At 62.2% G+C, this 17,209-nt stretch carries 13 protein-coding genes and 3 pseudogenes; 8 read left to right on the forward strand and 8 right to left on the reverse strand.

Annotated elements, in window-relative coordinates; all coding sequences use genetic code 11:
- Window positions 1-135 precede the first annotated feature (135 nt).
- Both P6U24_RS00140 and P6U24_RS00145 read right to left on the reverse strand, forming a co-directional pair.
- Complete coding sequence (locus P6U24_RS00140; protein ID WP_407157209.1) at window positions 136-1,632, reverse strand: NAD-dependent succinate-semialdehyde dehydrogenase; 1,497 nt, start codon at window positions 1,630-1,632, stop codon at window positions 136-138.
- A gap of 174 nt (window positions 1,633-1,806) precedes the next feature.
- Window positions 1,807-2,127, reverse strand: coding sequence for a hypothetical protein (locus tag P6U24_RS00145; protein ID WP_407157210.1), 321 nt, complete (start codon window positions 2,125-2,127; stop codon window positions 1,807-1,809).
- Between the two features lie 347 nt (window positions 2,128-2,474).
- Between P6U24_RS00145 and P6U24_RS00150 the strand changes: the two genes are divergently transcribed.
- A complete protein-coding gene (locus P6U24_RS00150; protein ID WP_407157211.1) occupies window positions 2,475-3,668 on the forward strand; it encodes a serine hydrolase domain-containing protein in 1,194 nt (397 codons plus the stop codon).
- Window positions 3,669-3,775: 107 nt separating this feature from the next.
- Complete coding sequence (locus P6U24_RS00155; RefSeq protein WP_407157212.1) at window positions 3,776-5,470, forward strand: AMP-binding protein; 1,695 nt, start codon at window positions 3,776-3,778, stop codon at window positions 5,468-5,470.
- A 214-nt stretch (window positions 5,471-5,684) separates the two neighbouring features.
- On the opposite strand, the gene P6U24_RS00160 is transcribed toward P6U24_RS00155, so the two are convergent.
- The 5 genes and pseudogenes from P6U24_RS00160 to P6U24_RS00180 form a co-directional block, all read right to left on the reverse strand.
- A complete protein-coding gene (locus P6U24_RS00160) occupies window positions 5,685-6,182 on the reverse strand; it encodes a hypothetical protein (protein ID WP_407157213.1) in 498 nt (165 codons plus the stop codon).
- Between the two features lie 186 nt (window positions 6,183-6,368).
- Window positions 6,369-6,704: a hypothetical protein gene (locus P6U24_RS00165; protein WP_407157214.1), complete on the reverse strand. Its 336-nt coding sequence runs from the start codon at window positions 6,702-6,704 to the stop codon at window positions 6,369-6,371.
- Between the two features lie 403 nt (window positions 6,705-7,107).
- Window positions 7,108-7,701, reverse strand: a complete 594-nt coding sequence (locus P6U24_RS00170; RefSeq protein WP_407157215.1) for a hypothetical protein — start codon at window positions 7,699-7,701, stop codon at window positions 7,108-7,110.
- Between the two features lie 305 nt (window positions 7,702-8,006).
- A pseudogene (locus P6U24_RS00175) lies at window positions 8,007-9,257 on the reverse strand (sensor histidine kinase); the annotation flags it as partial.
- A 123-nt stretch (window positions 9,258-9,380) separates the two neighbouring features.
- Window positions 9,381-9,884: pseudogene (locus P6U24_RS00180) on the reverse strand (CHASE3 domain-containing protein); the annotation flags it as partial.
- Window positions 9,885-10,098: 214 nt separating this feature from the next.
- Between P6U24_RS00180 and P6U24_RS00185 the strand changes: the two are divergent.
- Complete coding sequence (locus P6U24_RS00185) at window positions 10,099-11,463, forward strand: ABC transporter substrate-binding protein (protein WP_407157216.1); 1,365 nt, start codon at window positions 10,099-10,101, stop codon at window positions 11,461-11,463.
- Between the two features lie 243 nt (window positions 11,464-11,706).
- Here the strand turns inward: P6U24_RS00185 and P6U24_RS00190 are convergent, their stop codons facing one another.
- Window positions 11,707-11,925, reverse strand: a complete 219-nt coding sequence (locus P6U24_RS00190; RefSeq protein WP_407157217.1) for a hypothetical protein — start codon at window positions 11,923-11,925, stop codon at window positions 11,707-11,709.
- Between the two features lie 131 nt (window positions 11,926-12,056).
- Between P6U24_RS00190 and P6U24_RS00195 the strand changes: the two genes are divergently transcribed.
- The 5 genes and pseudogenes from P6U24_RS00195 to P6U24_RS00215 all read left to right on the forward strand — a co-directional run bounded on the left by P6U24_RS00195 (window position 12,057) and on the right by P6U24_RS00215 (window position 16,871).
- A complete protein-coding gene (locus P6U24_RS00195; protein WP_407157218.1) occupies window positions 12,057-12,932 on the forward strand; it encodes a hypothetical protein in 876 nt (291 codons plus the stop codon).
- Window positions 12,933-13,689: 757 nt separating this feature from the next.
- Complete coding sequence (locus tag P6U24_RS00200) at window positions 13,690-14,208, forward strand: cupin domain-containing protein (RefSeq protein ID WP_407157219.1); 519 nt, start codon at window positions 13,690-13,692, stop codon at window positions 14,206-14,208.
- A gap of 328 nt (window positions 14,209-14,536) precedes the next feature.
- Window positions 14,537-14,803, forward strand: a complete 267-nt coding sequence (locus P6U24_RS00205; protein ID WP_407157220.1) for a hypothetical protein — start codon at window positions 14,537-14,539, stop codon at window positions 14,801-14,803.
- Between the two features lie 497 nt (window positions 14,804-15,300).
- Window positions 15,301-15,417 carry a hypothetical protein gene (locus P6U24_RS00210; RefSeq protein ID WP_407157221.1) on the forward strand — a complete coding sequence of 39 codons (117 nt, stop codon included), beginning with the start codon at window positions 15,301-15,303 and terminating at the stop codon, window positions 15,415-15,417.
- 102 nt (window positions 15,418-15,519) lie between these two features.
- Window positions 15,520-16,871, forward strand: a pseudogene (locus tag P6U24_RS00215) (transposase).
- Window positions 16,872-17,209: the final 338 nt, after the last annotated feature.

Here is a 17,209-nt window from a genome sequence, read left to right on the forward strand (position 1 = left end):
GTCGGCGCCGTGAAGCGGCTGAACGCCGTCGGCGCTCAGCGCGCCGACGGGTCGTGTCCTCGCAATGTCGGCAGCCGACCCATTCTTACAGCGCGATCGACTCGTTCTTAACGTGTCGGCATATGGTTACCGCCACTACACGCCGGCCATCATCACATACTTGATCTCGACATATTCTTCTATGCCGTGATGCGAGCCTTCGCGCCCTAAGCCACTCTCCTTGACGCCGCCGAACGGCGCCACCTCTGTGGTGATGAGCCCGGTGTTGACGCCGACCATGCCGGACTCCAGCGCTTCCGCGACGCGCCAGACCCGGCCGAGATCACGCGCATAGAAGTAGGACGCAAGGCCAAAGGGCGAGGCGTTGCACATCGCGATCACGTCGGCCTCGTCCTTGAAACGGATCACCGGCGCCAGCGGGCCGAAGGTCTCCTCGCGCGCGACCAGCGCATCCGCCTTGACATCGGCGAGCACGGTCGGCTCGAAGAAGGTGCGGCCGAGCTGATGACGCTTGCCGCCGGTGACGACCTTGGCGCCGCCCTTCACCGCATCTGCGATGTGGCGCTCGACTTTTTCCACGGCTTTCGAATTGATCAGCGGCCCCTGGGTGACGCCCGCTTCCGTGCCGTCGCCGACCTTCATCGCCGCGACCTTCTCCGACAGCTTCTTGACGAAGGCGTCGTAGATCTTGTCCTGCGCGTAGATGCGGTTGGCGCAGACGCAGGTCTGGCCCATGTTGCGATATTTCGAGACCATCGCGCCTTCGACCGCCGCATCGATGTCCGCGTCATCGAACACGATGAAGGGCGCATTGCCGCCGAGCTCGAGCCCGAGCTTCTTCACGCCGACGGAAGCCTGCTGGTATAGGATCTTGCCGACCGCAGTCGAGCCAGTGAAGCCGATGAAGCGCACCGCCGGATGCTCGCACAGGACCTTGCCGATCGGCGGCGCATCGCCGGTGACGATGTTGAACACGCCCGCAGGGATGCCGGCCTTCTCGGCGAGCGCCGCCAGCGCCAGCGCGCTGAGCGGGGTCTCGTTGGCCGGCTTCAGCACCACAGTGCAGCCGGCGGCGAGCGCCGGCGAGACCTTGCGGGTGATCATCGAGTTCGGGAAATTCCACGGCGTGATGGCGCCGCAGACGCCGATCGGCTGCTTGATCGCGAGCAGGCGCGCATCCGCGCGCTGGGTCGGAATGGTCTCGCCATAGACCCGGCGCGCTTCCTCGGCGAAGAACTCGACATAGGCGGCGCCGATATCGACCTCGCCGAGCGCCTCTGTGAGCGGCTTGCCCTGCTCCGAGGTCAGGATCAGCGCCAGATCCTCGCGGTTGGCGATGATCAGCTCGAACCATTTGCGCAAGATGTTGGAGCGCTGCTTCGCGGTGAGCCTGGCCCAGGCCGGAAAGGCGCGCTGGGCCGCCTCGACCGCCTTGGTGGTGTCGTCGGCGCCGAGCTGCGCCACCTTGGCCAGCTCCGCGCCGGTCGCGGGATTGTTGACCGCGAAAACCGGCGTGCCCACCCAGGCGCCATCGATGTAGCACTGCTCGCGCAGCAGCGACGGGTCCTTCAGGCGCTCACGCAGGCCCGAACCTGCGGATTGCGAGCTACGTGCGGCAGCGGTCGGAGTCATCGGCATCTCCTCGAGATTTTCGGAAGTCGCGCCGAATATAGGCAGGAAACCCGGCTGATGCATCGCGCAAACGCGCAGACCTCGTCCGCCGCCCGCTCACTGACCGGTGCGTCGAAGGCGCAGCACCGTGCGCCTGCAGCACCGGTCGGGGTCTGCCGTATCGCTCGGCCGATGTCAGGCCGCGCCGCTGAGATAGGTCTCGCGACGTCCGATCATGCGTTCCGCCGCGGCCTTGGCATCGGCCTTGGTCGAGGTCGCGCAGGTCCGATATTCGAGGTCGGGAAGGGTCGCAGGGTCGCGCCGGCCGAACCATGATTTCGGGCCGACCGGAAGCAAAGCGAGCGCCTGCGCCACATTGTCGACGGCGCCGAACGCGTGCAGCGCTCCTGTGGCCGCGACACGGACCTCGTAGATGCCGGGCGTGATCGGGGCCTCGATATTGTCGCCCCGCCCTGGCCGCGGGTAACGCTTCCATTCGCTCCAGGTGGAAATCATTCAGCCCCCTTCGGCGGTCATGTGCCGCCTGAAATGCATATGGCCTGTCGGCCGAAATCGGTGAACGCCTTAACGCAAAAAACGTTTCAAACGACAATACCAAAGCTTCGCTGCGGCCAGCATAGCCTCCATGCACGCTGCTACGGTGCGGTCATCCTAACCGTGATTCTCTTATGGTTAAAAGGTGCAGCGCCGGCCAACGAGCCCGCTGTAACGCGCTTTCCCTGGAAAATCTGCATCATCACGAGCGCGCGACGGCGCCGGATGGACAACAATCCTGCCTTGTCGGGCGCAAGCGACCGCACGACACTCGCACTACTATTATCAAAAAAACGGGAGGTAACCCCATGCAGAGCATGACCGAGATCGACCGGCTGTTGCGAGAGAAGGCCGACGCCGCCGAAATCCCCGGCGTGGTCGCAATCGCCGCGACCGGCGGCGAGGCGATCTACCAGGGCGCGTTCGGCAAGCGCGACCTTGGAACAGGCACACCCATGACCCTCGATAGCGTGTTCTGGATCGCCTCGATGACCAAGGCGATCACCTGCGCAGGCGCAATGCAGCTCGTCGAGCAGGGCCGACTGTCGCTGGACGGGCCGATCGGGAAGTTGCTGCCGGACCTGAATTCCCCGCAGGTGCTGGACGGTTTCGATGCAGGCGGCAATCCCATCCTGCGTCCCGCGAAGACGGAGATCACGCTGCGCCATCTGATGACCCATACGGCCGGCTTCTGCTACGACATGTGGAACGGCGACATGGTCCGCTACGTCGAGAAGGCCGGACTGCCCGGGATCATCACCTGCAAGAATGATGCATTGAAGACACCGCTCGCCTCGGATCCGGGCACGCGCTGGGAATACGGCGTCAACATCGACTTCGTTGGCAAGGCGATCGAAGCGGTGAGCGGCCAGAAGCTCGACACCTATCTGCATCAGAACCTGTTTACGCCGCTCGGCATGACCGATACCGGCTTCAGGCTCGGATCATCGCAGCGGGCGCGGCTCGTCGGCATGCACGCCCGCGGCGCGGACGGCGCGCTGGCGCCGATGCCGTTCGAGATGGAGCAGGACCCGGAATTCCACATGGGCGGGGGCGGCCTCTACGGCACCGCCGGCGACTACATCAAGTTCACGCACATGATCCTGAACAAGGGCCGCGGCAATGGCAATCAGGTGCTGAGGCCCGAGACGGTCGCCACGATGTGCGAGAACCATATTGGCGAGCTCGAAATGACCAAGATGGTCGCAGCGATTCCCAGTGTGACCAACGACGTCGATCTCTATCCCGATATCGTCAAGAAATGGGGCCTGAGCTTCATGATCAACATGGCGGCGACGCCGGAGGGTCGCAGCGCCGGCAGCCTCGCCTGGGCCGGGCTCGCCAATACCTATTACTGGATCGATCCGGCGCGCGATATTACCGGCGTGATCCTGATGCAAGTGCTGCCGTTCGCGGACAGGCACTGCCTCGAGGCGTTCGCGGGCTTCGAGCGCGGCATCTATGCCGGCCTCGATGCGGCCGGCGGCCAAAAGGCGGCCTAGCGGCAGCTTTGTCGTCCGGCTAGGATATCCGACAGCATCAGGCGCGGCGGCTCAAGAACAAAACAATGCCGTCGCGCTGGCTTCGGATGGCCAGGGAGGGACCGGACGTGGTGGACAAGACGTATAGCTATGTGTGCGGCGTCAGCGACGTGCCGCTGCTCGGCGAGACCATCGGCAGCAGTCTCGATCGCGCGCGCGAGCGCTGGGGCGAGCGCCCGGCGCTGATCTCGCCGAGCCATGATGTGCGCTGGAGCTGGCGCGAATTCGCCGATCGCGTCGACGCGCTGGCCGCCGGCTTCATCGCGCTCGGCCTCAAGCGCGGCGAGCGGATCGGCATCTGGTCGCTGAACCGGCCCGAGTGGACGCTGACGCAGTTCGCGGCCGCGAAGGCGGGGCTGATCCTGGTGACGATCAACCCGGCCTATCGCCTGAGCGAGCTGGAATTCGCGCTTGGCAAGGTCGGCTGCGCGGCGATCGTCACCGCCACCGCCTTCAAGACCTCCAACTACATGGAGATGCTGAACACCCTGCTGCCGGAGCTCGCGACCTCGCAAGCAGGACAGCTCCGCGCTGCGCGTTTGCCCGAGCTGCGCGCGGTGATCCAGATCGGCGGACCGGCCGCACCGGGCGCGATTCCGTTCGCGGACGTCGCCGAGATGGGCGGCGAGCGTCATCGTGCCGAGCTCGCAAGCCTCGCGGAAGCGATGCAGTTCGACGATCCCGTCAACATCCAGTTCACCAGCGGCACCACCGGCTCGCCGAAGGGCGTCACGCTGACCCACCACAACATCCTCAACAACGGCTATTTCGTCGGCCGCGCCATGCGCCTGACCGAACAGGACCGCATCTGCATCCCGGTGCCGCTCTATCACTGCTTCGGCATGGTGATGGGCAATCTCGCCGCGGTGACGCTCGGCTCCGCCATGGTCTATCCCGGCGAAGGCTTCGACCCCCTGGCGACGCTGACCACGGTCGAGCGCGAGAAGTGCACCACGCTCTACGGCGTGCCGACGATGTTCATCGCCCAGCTCGACCATCCCGACTTCGCGCGCTTTGACCTGTCGTCGCTGCGCACTGGCATCATGGCCGGCGCGCCCTGCCCGATCGAGGTGATGAAGCGCGTCAATAGCGCCATGAACATGCGCGAGGTGACGATCGCCTACGGCATGACCGAGACGAGCCCGGTCAGCTTCCAGAGCGCGGTCGACGATCCCTTGGAGCGGCGCGTCTCCACCGTCGGGCGCATCCATCCGCATGTCGAGGTCAAGATCGTCGATCTCGAAGGCAAGGTGGTGCCGCGGGGCGAACGCGGCGAATTGTGCACGCGCGGCTACAGCGTGATGCTCGGCTATTGGAACGAGGCCGAGAAGACCGCCGAGGTGCTCGACCGCAACGGCTGGATGCACACCGGCGATCTCGCTGTGATCGACGAGGAGGGCTATTGCAACATCGTCGGCCGCATCAAGGACATGGTTATCCGCGGCGGCGAGAACCTCTATCCCAGGGAGATCGAGGAATTCCTGTACCGCCACCCGAAAATTCAGGACGTGCAGATCTTCGGCGTCGCCGACGATCGCTACGGCGAGGAGCTCTGCGCCTGGATCAGGGTTAGAAGCGGCGAGACGCTCACGGCCGACGAGATCCGCGCCTTCTGCCAGGGCCAGATCGCCCACAACAAGATCCCGCGCTATGTCGAGTTCGTCGACGAATTCCCCATGACGGTGACGGGCAAGATCCAGAAATTCCTGATGCGCGAGGCCGTCGAGCAGCGGCTCGGGCTCAAGGCTCAGAAGACGGCGTGATTTGGTGAAGCGCGCTCTTCGACGCTCGTCATTGCGACGAGCGCAGCGGACGAAGCAATCCAGATCTTCTTCTTGGCTCCTGGGTTGCCTCGCTTCGCTCGCAATGACAGCATCCGACATAGAGCGCGGCGCAACTCGAGAAGGAAGCTAGAGCCATGCCACGAGGGGCGAGCCTTTCCAGGATCGGCGCCAGCCACGACTTTCAAGGCTGCTTTCAAGACTGCCGAAACGCCACCGCAGCGGATTTTTTCATCTCGGTCACATACTGACGGGCGGCCTTGCTGATTGCGCGAATAGCTCGCCAGGCCTCGGTGGCTTCGATCCAGGCCTTTGCTTGCTGGAATTTGGTGTACGCCCAAAGGAAGGCTGGAATTTTCATCAGCTTGTCCCTGGTAAGGCTGAACAGGCGCTCGACCAGCACGAGCTTCAAGAGCTCGCCGATGACCAATGTCACGATGCTGACCAGCATCTGACCGGTCGCAGCCAGATAGGCCGCCACCGGCTTGACCGGTTCCAGCAAGATCACCGGCACCGAAAACAGCGCCAGCGATGGGTAGGGCTGCAACGATCTGATCCAGGCTCGCAATCGCCTCAGCACGACATGCCTGGCAAGCCATTCCGAGATCGGCTTGGCGACGGCCATGAAAGCCGCGTCCACCAGGAAATAGAGGGCTGCGACGATGTAAGTGACCGGTTTCAGGATTCGCTTCACTGGCCTTCCTCCCGGAATTCAAAGCCCTGGAGTTCGAATGGTTTCACGGGCCGGTAAGAAGCAGGGTCTCATTCGGCGGTCGGCTCCCGAAGCGCGAAATGAGAGCCCCGACGCTCGTTGACCCCCGAGCTTCCGGAGCACGGTCTCCAGCAGCGGGCGCCTCGCCTATTCCGCAACTTCAAGTGCTCACCAATCGCCATAGAAGTGACGTCGATAGCCCCATCCGGCGCGCCAAGGCGGACCTGCATACGCATAGACATGAGGCGCGGCGTACACGCGCGGCTCCGCGTAGACCGGGTAGTCTTCGACTACGACTCGGGGCGGCCCTACGATGATAGGGCGGCGCACCACGACGGTTTCGGAAACCACGGGAGCCGGCTCTTCGACAACAACCGGCGGAGGCGTCCGGTACTCATACGATCGTGCATAGCTCTCGCTGTAGCTCACTACCGGCAAATCGGCGGCTACTGCCGGACAGGCAAGAGCGAGCGCGCCTGCCGCACCGAAGATCACATTGCGCATCTCAGTTGCTCCCTCTTTGGTCTTCTTGTCACCTGTAAGTAGCAAGTAGGAGAACGCAGAAGGACGTTGTTAGGTTCATGAACAGGCGCTCAACGCCCGGCTTCGTCATTGCGAGCTGCAATGGCGACGACACGCCCGACTCCCAATGACGGCATCCCCCCATGGGAGAATCCCGATGCTTACGATCAGGCTGTGCTGACTTTCATGGCGAAGCATTAGTTCGACGCGCCATGTTGGCTCTTGGCTCATGGCGATCGTTTGCCGGGCGCGTCGTCATGTTCGTCTCCACGAGCCGGAGGCTATCGGCGGGGCGCAACCGACGCGATTGATCCAGAGCGGAAGTGACCGCGTTCCATGCCAAGCTAGCTGCTACGGCCTGAGGGTGGCGAGGTCCAAGGGCTGGTCAGGTCATCGGAGCCTGCCGTCCGACTGCGATGTCGGCGACGGCCTTCGAGAACCTGCTGTACATGCCGATCCGTTTGCTCGCGAACTTCGTGGCGACGTCGACGATCTCGATCGGCGAGCGCATCAAGGCCAGGCTGGCGGCGAAGTCGAGATTGTCCCGCGTCATCTCCATGAGCAATGTCTGGCAGGCCTCCATGCCGGCGATCGCCCGCAGGGGTCTGTCCAGCTTCGGCGAGGGACCGGCCGTCCCCGCTTCATCCGTCACCGCACGCGTCAATTCCTTCGCTTCGGCCGGAGCTTCCAGAGGCGGTGTGACGTCCGGCTTCGGCTCGGCGAGATGGGGCGAGAGCGCCGGCTTGGATTCGAGTTCCGCAGGTTCCGAAGGTGAGACCGGCGGCAGCTTCATTTCGCTCTCCTGGACAGGAACTTCCGGCAGCCTCGTTCCGCTCTCGGCAGTCGCCTCAAGCTCCGCTCCTTCCGGGCCGGCGAGGTCGGTGGCAGAAACGGCGCGTTTCTGCTTGGCTTCGAGCTTAGCGACGTTAGACGCCGCGGCACCCGGCTTGTGGGAGTTCTTCGATTTGCGCTTGCTCATTTGGGGCGTTCCTGTGAGGCGTTGCTGCCCGATCGAGGCCGCTCTGTTCGAATCTTCTCGCCGGGCAATTGGTTCCTCGTAGTGGACCGAAGACGAGGCAGCTCGCTGACCGGATAGCATGAGTGGGACTCGTCGTACCAGAGACTCCGGAAGTGGCCCGGTACCGAAACGGCGACGCGTCGCCTCACAGTCTGCCCCGGATAGGTCGACGGATCCAGATGCTCAGGTGCTCAACGCCCGCTACGGGCGGCTGGATAAGCAAGGCGACTAGACAAAAATACGTTTCGCTCTTCGGACCTGCAGTCTTATAGCGCCGGCATTGGGTCGACGTACCCCGCGGGACCAGTCTCATCTGGCTCCAGAGGCAGCGTGAACTGAAAAACGGCGCCCCGCGATTCATTCGCACTGGCCCACATCCGTCCGCCGTGCGCCTCGATGATCGAACGGCAGATGGCCAAGCCCATGCCCATACCTTTGTCTTTGCTAGTGTAGAAGGCCTCGAACACGCGCTCCACGCTGTTCGGATCCAGTCCCGGACCGGAATCGCGCAAGCTGACGAGCACGCCGTTCGAGGCAGTTCTGCCGGTGCTGATCTGTAACTCCCGCGCCCCATCGCCAACGCCGCTCATGGCTTCGATCGCGTTGATGATCAGGTTGAGGATCACTTGTTGCAACTGGACCCGATCTGCCTGAATGAGCGGCAAGCCCTCCGCAAGCTGCGTCCGAACCCAGACGCGGTTCTTCACCGCTTCGCCGCGGGTCAGGCCTATGACCTCACGCACCGCCTCGTTGACCTCAAGGCTCTCCTTCTGCGGGGGCGCCTTTTTGATCAGCGCCCGGATCCGGCCGATGACGTCGCCGGCTCGCATCCCGTCGCTGACGATGGCCTCGAACGTCTGCCGGATCTCCTCAAGATTTGGCGGTTGAGCGTCCAGCCACCCGAGCCCAGCCTGTGCATTGGCCACCGTCGCGGCGACCGGCTGGCTGATTTCATGAGCGATCGAGGCCGCCAGCTGCCCCATCGTGGTGACGCGATTGACATGCGCGAGCTCCATCAGGGCGTCGCGGTAGCGCCGCTCGTTTTCGCGGGCCTCAGCTTCCGCCCGCTTGCGTTCGGTCAAATCGAGGACGAAACCAACGCCTTGACTTCCGCCTTCTTCGAACATCGCCCCGCCGATCAGCACAGGCACACGGCTGCCGTCTTTGCGGATGTACTCCTTCTCGAATGGCGAGACGGTCCCAATTCGCTTCAGTTCAGTCACGGTATGCGAGTCGCGGTCGCGCCATTCCGGCGGCGTCAGGTCCATGCGGTGCAGGCGACCCGAGGCGAGATCCTCTCGGTCATATCCCACGATTCGGAGAAACGCGTCGTTGGCTTCAAAAATGCGACCTCCGATCTCCCAGATGATGATCCCGATGATGTTGGAGTCGAACAGACGCCGGATCTTCTTGTCGCGCTCTTCGAGATCGCTGTAGAGCTGGACATTTTCCTCGGTCGCCTTTCGCCGTCGCTTCGCCTCGAGCCGCGCGAGCGCCAGCGCCGTCCCCGCCAGGACGACGGCAATGACGCCGGCCGCGGCAGTAAGCCGCGTCCTGTATTGGTCGAGCTCGCCGGCGCGCCGCTCTCGATCCACAAGCTGGAGGCGCTCATAATCCGCCATCAGGTCGATCTGCAGGCGGATGTCATCCATGCTCCGGATCATCGCCTGCGCCGCCGGCCCGGAGACACGGGCTGCCGTTTTGATGATGTCGTCGATCTCGCGCAGCTTCGCCGAAACGATCAGGCCCAGATGTTCGGCGCGAAAGCTCTGCAACGGGTCGTTCGCGACCAGAGTGCGGAGCGCCTCGGTTTCCCGTCGCACGCTTTCGTCCGAGACCCCGTAAGCCTTGAGATAAGCGGGATCGAGCGTCAGCAGATAGCCGTGCCTTTCGGCCTCCAAGTCGGCGATGATCGTCCGCAGTTGATCAAGCGTTTCGATGACCTGGCGGCCATGCTCGAGCGAGAGGTTTACGGCCTGCCGGTCACGCCAATATTGCAGGCCGAAAATTCCGGTCGCGGCGGACAGCATCAGAAGCCCTGCGACCGCTGGGATCAGCGGACGAGCAAACCACCGCAACGAATGCCAAGGGGCAGGGGTTGACATTGGCCGTGGTCTTCGATGCTCGCCTGACCGGCACATCATTGTGGTGCCGAAGCCAGAGCATTGGTAAAATAGATCGGCAAGAGATCTCAGCGCAACAGTTCGACTTGTACCACAGACGGGTCCACATGCTGAGCCTGGATCCAAGCCTCTCGACCGCGACACCAGCTTCGCAATGCCGCGATGCGACGGTACGGTTCCGCTCGCATTGTGACCGACTGCCCATAGCTACGGGAGCACCACCATGGCGTCGGACATGAACTCGCAACGGTATCGCGCGCCCATGAGCCGGCGCAGCTTCGTAAAGGGATTGGCGGCAGCGGGAGCAGGCCTGCCCGCGTTTTCCATGTCGGCGCGATCGAGCTTTGCTGCGGATGCCGCGTCGGCCTATGCCGGCGCCGCAATCGATTGGAAGCAATTTGCCGGGCAGACGATCACGGTCGCAGGTGCGATCCATCCGTGGTCCAATGCGATCACTCCGTTGTTGCCGGATTTCACCAAGCTCACCGGCATCAACGTCGTCACCGATTTCCAATTGGAAACCACATATCTGAGCGCGATCCCGATCAGGCTCGCGCGCGGCAGCGCTACGCCAGATGTCTGCATGTTCACGAGCTATGGGCAGGGCATCTCTGGAGGATGGCTGGAGCCGCTGAACGCCTATTATTCGAACAAATCGCTGACTGATCTCGGTTGGTATGACGAAAGCGATCTTATCAAGACGGCCCGGACCTTCTCGCTGTGGTCCGACGGCGAGCGGTACGGCTTCACGATTACCTCCGAGGCGATGACGCTGTTCATCAATGGGGATGCGCTGGCAGCGAAGGGCCTGCCGGTTCCGCAGACGTTCGACGAGTTGCTGGCGACCGCCGAGGCGGTCAAGACCAACGAGGTGTCGGGAATTGCCATGCGAGCCCAGGCCGGCGGCAATTCCACCCCTCCGGCCATGGGCTTCGTGTTCTCGTATGGCGGAGACATGGTCAAGGACAACAAGGCCGCGTTCGCGAGCCCGGAAGGGATCGCGGCCATCGACATGTATGGACGGCTGCTCAGCCGGGCCGGGCCTGTCGGCGTCGGCAGCTATGAATGGTACCAGGTGTTGGACGACTTCCTGCAGGGCAGGACCGCGATGGCGATCGACAGCAGCAACTTCGCGACCGATATCTCCAATCCGGCGAAGAGCCATGTCACCAAGCAGGCACGGTTTGCGGCCTTTCCGCATCTCCCCGGTCGCACGCCCATTCCCTTCATGTCGCACTGGCAGGCGTGCATCAATGCCAAATCGAAAAACAAGCAGGCAGCTTTCCTCTTCCTGCAGTGGGCGACGAGCAAGCCGACGTCGCTGCAGACCGCCGCTGCGGGGCTGGCGACGACACGCCTGTCGGCCTGGTCCAGCGAGGCCTTCCAGAACGCATTCGGCCGGCAAGCCGCCGAGGCAGCGCTGACCAACCTGCAAAATGCCGATGTCGACCGCGCCAAGGCGATCCTTTTCCATCCGCAATCGCGATCAATCCAGGATGTCTTCATGATCGGCGTCAATGAAGTGGTCTCCGGCGCGAAATCGGCGAAGACAGCAATGACCGCTGCGGCGGAGAAGGCCAATGCAGCAATCCGCGGATAGCAGAGCCGTCCAAATTAGTACGCGCGTCATTCCACGTGCGAATGAGCGGACATACTTTCCCAAAGCGCGTGTCCGACTTGCCCGCAGGACGCGGCAATCTCCGCTTATGTGAGCGGTTTCGGATGCCGGCGCTTGCGAGATGGCCCCGCGTATTCGGCAGCCTGCGTCCGCGGGCGCCCAAGAGAGGAAACCGCGCGAAGGAACAGCGCACCCATAACAGGGACATGTGATCGCTCGTCACTGTCACTGCATCCCGCAAGAGCGCGATGCAGGTGCCGCGCCGACCTGATGATCCGATAAGCCCGCGCCATGTCGACGCGCCATCCCTGACGCATTGAACTGGTCATGGCCGAAGGCGACCAATGAAGGGGATCCCATGTCTGCCTCCGCTTCGCCTGAGGCTGGATCATTGACGGCCCCGTCCAAGCGCAATTGCTGGACTTGATGGATGATCGCGATCATCTTCCGGGTTCGTCGCTGTTTACCGTGGCGCATTTCGCGCTGTCATGCGCGCGGGCCGGCGTTGGCGGCTTGTGGTTCGCGACCCCTGAAGCGCAAGGCGTCGTCGTATACCTCCATGGATGGAGTAAGCCATGTTCGACCTGCCACTCAACAAAGCGACGATCAAGACGGTTGGCACTCACCAGTTCTACATCTTCCCCAAACCGCTCACACATAAGAACCAGCGCGATCGCCCGCCCACGTATGCGGATGCCAATCTTCTCACGCGCTACGCAGGAACGGGTTCTAATGGCAGCGCGAGGCTTCTTCCCGGCGAGGTGCATTCCGCGGCCAACGCCATGATGTCGGCCCTGCGTCGAGTGGGCGATCGGATCAACGACTGGAGCATGAAGAGCGCGGTCATCCAGAGCGGGTTCCGCCCGGACGATGCCTCGCAAGGCAGCAATTACCTGCGCATCATCAAACAGACCATCCGGGAGAAGCCCAATATCTTCGGCGAGCTCGAGTTTCCCAGCGACCTGGAGATGGAAGCTCAATCGGTCCTCGGCAGGCCTGGGGACGCGAGACGCACCGCCTTTCACCAGCACCTGGCGGCCGCTCCGGGATGGAGTGCGCAGCTCGTGGCCCGGTTATTCAGCATCGTCGACAACGTCTATGCCCCGCGGGGCGCCAACCCGCATGCGACGGGCCTGGTGTTCGACCTCGACTTCACGATCCTGGTCGCCGGGAGGGAGCGCAATCTGGGCGCCGATCCGGCCTTGAACGATGACGCACTGCGCAGCGCGGCCGGCATGTGGTTGAACGAGTACTCGATGATGTTCGGCTTCGACTCTTACGACACGGGCAAGGAAATCTGGCACCAGGAGTTCAGGAGCCCGAAACAAGGGGCGGGATCGCCGCAGGCCATCGAGCTGCTCAATTGCTGCGGGCAGGGGCTGGAGATCGTCGACGAGGCTCTTCAGTACAGCGAAGAGGCGATCCGCGAGGCGCTCAAGAGAATTCCCTGAAAGTCACACGACCCCGGCCGCGCGCCGACCGCGGTCGAGCGTCCTCCATTCCGAGTGTCGCCTATTGATCCAATCAGCGAAGTTGCGGCACGCCTCATTGAGGTCCGCTGGGTGGCGTATAGCGGACTAGATTTGCTCACGCTGAGGTCTTCTCTTTTTGACCAACACCGGACGTGCTGCGATTTTGGGCGAGGCCCCCTATGGCTGCCGAGAGGCCGATCCTATATCGTCAAAAAAGGCCAATCGGCAGGAGCCATCCATAGTCGCCTCGATCATATTTAGCTTTGTCGTTATGTTTTGGTGCGGGCGCGTAACCGCCAACTTCGCGGCAGAGAGAGGCCGGTCTAAGCGCATTTGGTTCCTCTGGGGAGCGCTGTTCTTTCCCCTTTTTCCGGCTCAATGGTTCGTCTTGGGGCTGCTGCCAAAAAAGGAAGGCCCCACCTCAGGCACAGCAACGGCTACAAATTTATTTTGACACCTACAGCAGCTGTCGTCTTCACCAGGCTCTAGACCACCGCACCCCGGGCGAGGTGTACTTCGGCACAGACCCCGCCGATGGGACTGGCGGCCTGATCATGATATTTGAACCTATCAGCCGGCCGGAATCCTGCCCCCCGGGAGTCCGGCTCACCTGCGCGGATGGTCGCGTACCGAGTACGCTCCAAGTCCCCGCTCACACAGATCTGCTTATAGTGCAGTCGAGTCTCCCCACCTTCCGGTACGAATCCCGACTATGTTCACTCGTTTGGAGAGCCCCATGACCAAACCGATCATAAACGTCGCCGACCTCACGCTCGATCCAACCCCGCCGACATTCGCGCCGACGGGACCCGCCGCCGGGCGCTTCGAGGCGAAGACCGGAATAATCGGCGCACGCATTGGCGCACAGAAGCTCGGTTATAACATCACAGCCGTGCCGCCAAGCAAGCGCGCTTGGCCGTTTCACAATCACCCAGCCAAGGAAGAGATGTTCTTCGTACTGCAGGGTAACGGTGAAGTTCGAATAGGGGACGCAACATACCCCATTCGCACGGGAGACTTCATTGCCTGCCCCGCAGGCGGCAGGGAAACCGCGCATCAGATCATCAATACCGGGACCGAAGAACTGCGCTATCTCGCCGTCAGCACAGAGCATTCTCTGGAGATGGCGCAGTATCCGGATTCGGGTAAGTTCGCAGTGAAGGCGGAGTTAGGAACCGCGCTAGACGGGACGCCGCAGCGAGTCGTTTTCGTGGGGCGAGAGACTCAATCGGTCGACTATTGGGACGGAGAATGAACCACCTGAGCGCAGAGATCTGAAGATCCGTTGCGCCTTCGGCGGCTAACCGGCGCTTCACCTTCGGTGCTGAAAGGAAAAGGTTCTAGAGATCGGATTTAAAGGCTCAAGAGTTGAAGGAAGAGTCGTCACCGTGTTTATTCCACTCAGCGGACCCTTCCACTTATCGGCGGGGAGAATCTGTCCGAACGAGCCGAGCCACCTGTCCGTATTCTGCTTCAGTGCCGACCCTGTCGCCGAAGGGATCGTCGCAAGCTTGGCGCGGCCAGGCGGGAACTCGACCGGCTTTTGGTTTTTTGGCCCGGAGATTTTCGTCAAGCAACTCTAGATGTTGGTGCAAGCCGTGCCCAGCGCCCGGCGGATCGCGATCCTCTGGGATTCGACATACGAGCAGCATAAGGTCGCGATGCCGTCGATCGAGGCTGCGGCGCAGAGGCTGGCGGTCACATTGCAACTCGTGCCCGCCAGAACGGCCGAGGAGTTTGATACCGCGCTCGCTAGCGCTGCCGTTCCCGCTCTATCTCGTATCTTTGCCCTTGCTGTTGAATACGCTGCTGCTCTTGATGCCGCAGGTATTCAAGGTATTGATTCCTGATCAGTTCCTTCTGTGAGTCTGATACAAAAGGATTGGAAGGGTCTAAGGAACGTTCAACTTGCGCACGGTAGGCGTTCTCGTCGCGGTAAGCGATTCCGGACCAGGATTCCCGGCGGATAGTCCTGTTCCAATCCGAAGATTGGGCACGAACAGGCGATAATGTGATCAGGACAAAGACTAGGGCTATCGTAACACGATTCATTACTATTCCTCTCCTCTGCTTTCACTGACAGTGCCCACCCGCAACCACACGCAATAGTGACGTATCTGCCATTCCGCGATGGATAGGGCGCACGCCGAAGCCGTGGTGGCGCCTGGCTCCTCGCTTACTTACAGATATCGGGCGCGTTTGGTCGACCTTGCGCGCGAGCACCGTCTGCCGAGCGCGCTTCTTAGCGATGCAGGCGGTCTCTTGAGTTACATGCCGAACATCAAAGCCTTTCGGCCAATGCGCCGGTTACGTCGATAAGAATCCTAAGGGCGCCAAGCCTTCCGATGTGCCCGTCCAGGAGCCGACCAAAATTAATCTGATTGTCAATCGAAAGATCGCCAAGACGCTGGGTATCACAATCCCGCCATCGATCCTCGCCCGCGCCGACGAGGTGATCGAGTGAACCTTGTATTTCCGGTTATGGCCGATTCCGTTGAAAAAGTCGGCAGTTGCGACGCAGAGATATCGATGATTCAGTCTTTCTAATTGGGCAGGACTGAAGATCATGATGGGGCATCGGCAAGTCGAACAGGCTGCGTTGTTCTATGAGTTCTCGCTAGAAAGGCACATCCCAGCCGACCACCTCCTGCGGTCGATCGATAGGTTCGTCGACCTGGAGGACCTGCGACGGGAGTTGGCACCGTTCTACAGCAACATCGGGCGGCCCTCGATCGATCCGGAGCTGATGATCAGGATGCTCCTGATCGGCTATTGCTTCGGCATCCGATCGGAGCGGCGGCTCTGTGACGAAGTCCACCTCAATCTGGCATACCGCTGGTTTTGCCGTCTGGGTCTGGACGGGACTGTCCCTGATCACTCGACGTTCTCGAAGAACAGGCACGGCCGCTTCCGTGAGAGCGATCTCTTCCGCCGCGTGTTCGAGGCCGTCTTGCGCCGGTGCATCCGGGAGCGCCTGGTCGGCGGCGAAGGATTCGCGGTCGACGCGAGCCTGATCAAGGCGGATGCCAATCGGCAGAAGGGCATCGAAGGCGACAAGGGGCTTCCACCGGAGGCTGCCAGCCGAGCGATCGATGAATATCTTGCTGTTCTTGATGATGCCGCGTTCGGCGCCGCGACGGAGGTCACGCCCAAGTTTGTGTCGCCCTCCGACCCAGCGGCACGCTGGACGGGAGCGCACGGCGGCCAAGCCTTCTTCGCCTACTCGACGAACTATCTGGTCGACGTCGAGAATGCGATCATCGTCGATGTCGAGGCGACCACGGCGATCCGCCAAGCAGAAGTGTTGGCCGCCAAGCGCATGATTGAGCGTTCACTCGAAAGGTTCGATCTTTATCCAAGCCGGCTTCTCGGCGACAGTGCCTATGGCTCCGCTGAGATGCTCGGGTGGTTGGTCTACCAGCAGGGGATCGAGCCGCACGTGACCGTCTTCGACAAGTCGGCCCGCACCGACGGGACTTTCTCGCGCGAGGCCTTCACCTACGACATGCTGCGGACGTCTATCGCTGCCCCGATGGCAAAACCCTCACCACCACAGGGAGGCCGGTGAACGACCATAGGACGATCCTCTACCGCGCGAGCAAGCACGATTGTCAAGCATGCTCTCTGAAAAGCAGGTGTTGCCCCAACACCCCGGCCCGGAAAGTTCCACGCTCGATCTACGAGGGCGCTCGCGACATGGCGCGCGAGATCGCAAGCTCATGGGAAGGCCGCACTTCACGCCGGCTCCGCAAGAAGATCGAGATGCTGTTCGCGCATCTCAAGCGCATTCTCAAGCTGGATCGGCTGCGCCTAAGAGGACCGAACGGCGCACGTGACGAGTTCACCCTCGCGGCCACCGCTCAGAACCTTCGTAAGATGGCCAAGCTGATCCCGATGCCCGCATCAACGCCCGCGTGACCCCACCAAGCCAATTCGTCCGCGAACAGCGGACGTTCACGACGAAACTACTGCCGACTTTTTCAACGGAATCGGCCCGTTCCGGACCCTCCAGGCGGCGCCGAGGATGTCCGCTCTCGGGGCACGACCGGAAGTCAGCAATCAGAGGGCCGATAGACCGTTTGTGGCCCGAAACTGACCTCGGACCCGCGTCCTGCGAACGCCGAGACTACCCGGCCGCTCGCGGACTTTAAAGGAGATCGGCGGGGGCTGTCTCGTTGCTCCGAGCGACGCGGCGAGACGACTCTACCCACAAAGAGGCATCACATACCCCGGAAGAGCTAACAGCCTCGCATCCG

Origin of the sequence: Bradyrhizobium sp. STM 3557, from assembly GCF_045571465.1 — a bacterium.
In the GTDB taxonomy this organism is placed as follows: Bacteria; Pseudomonadota; Alphaproteobacteria; order Rhizobiales; family Xanthobacteraceae; genus Bradyrhizobium.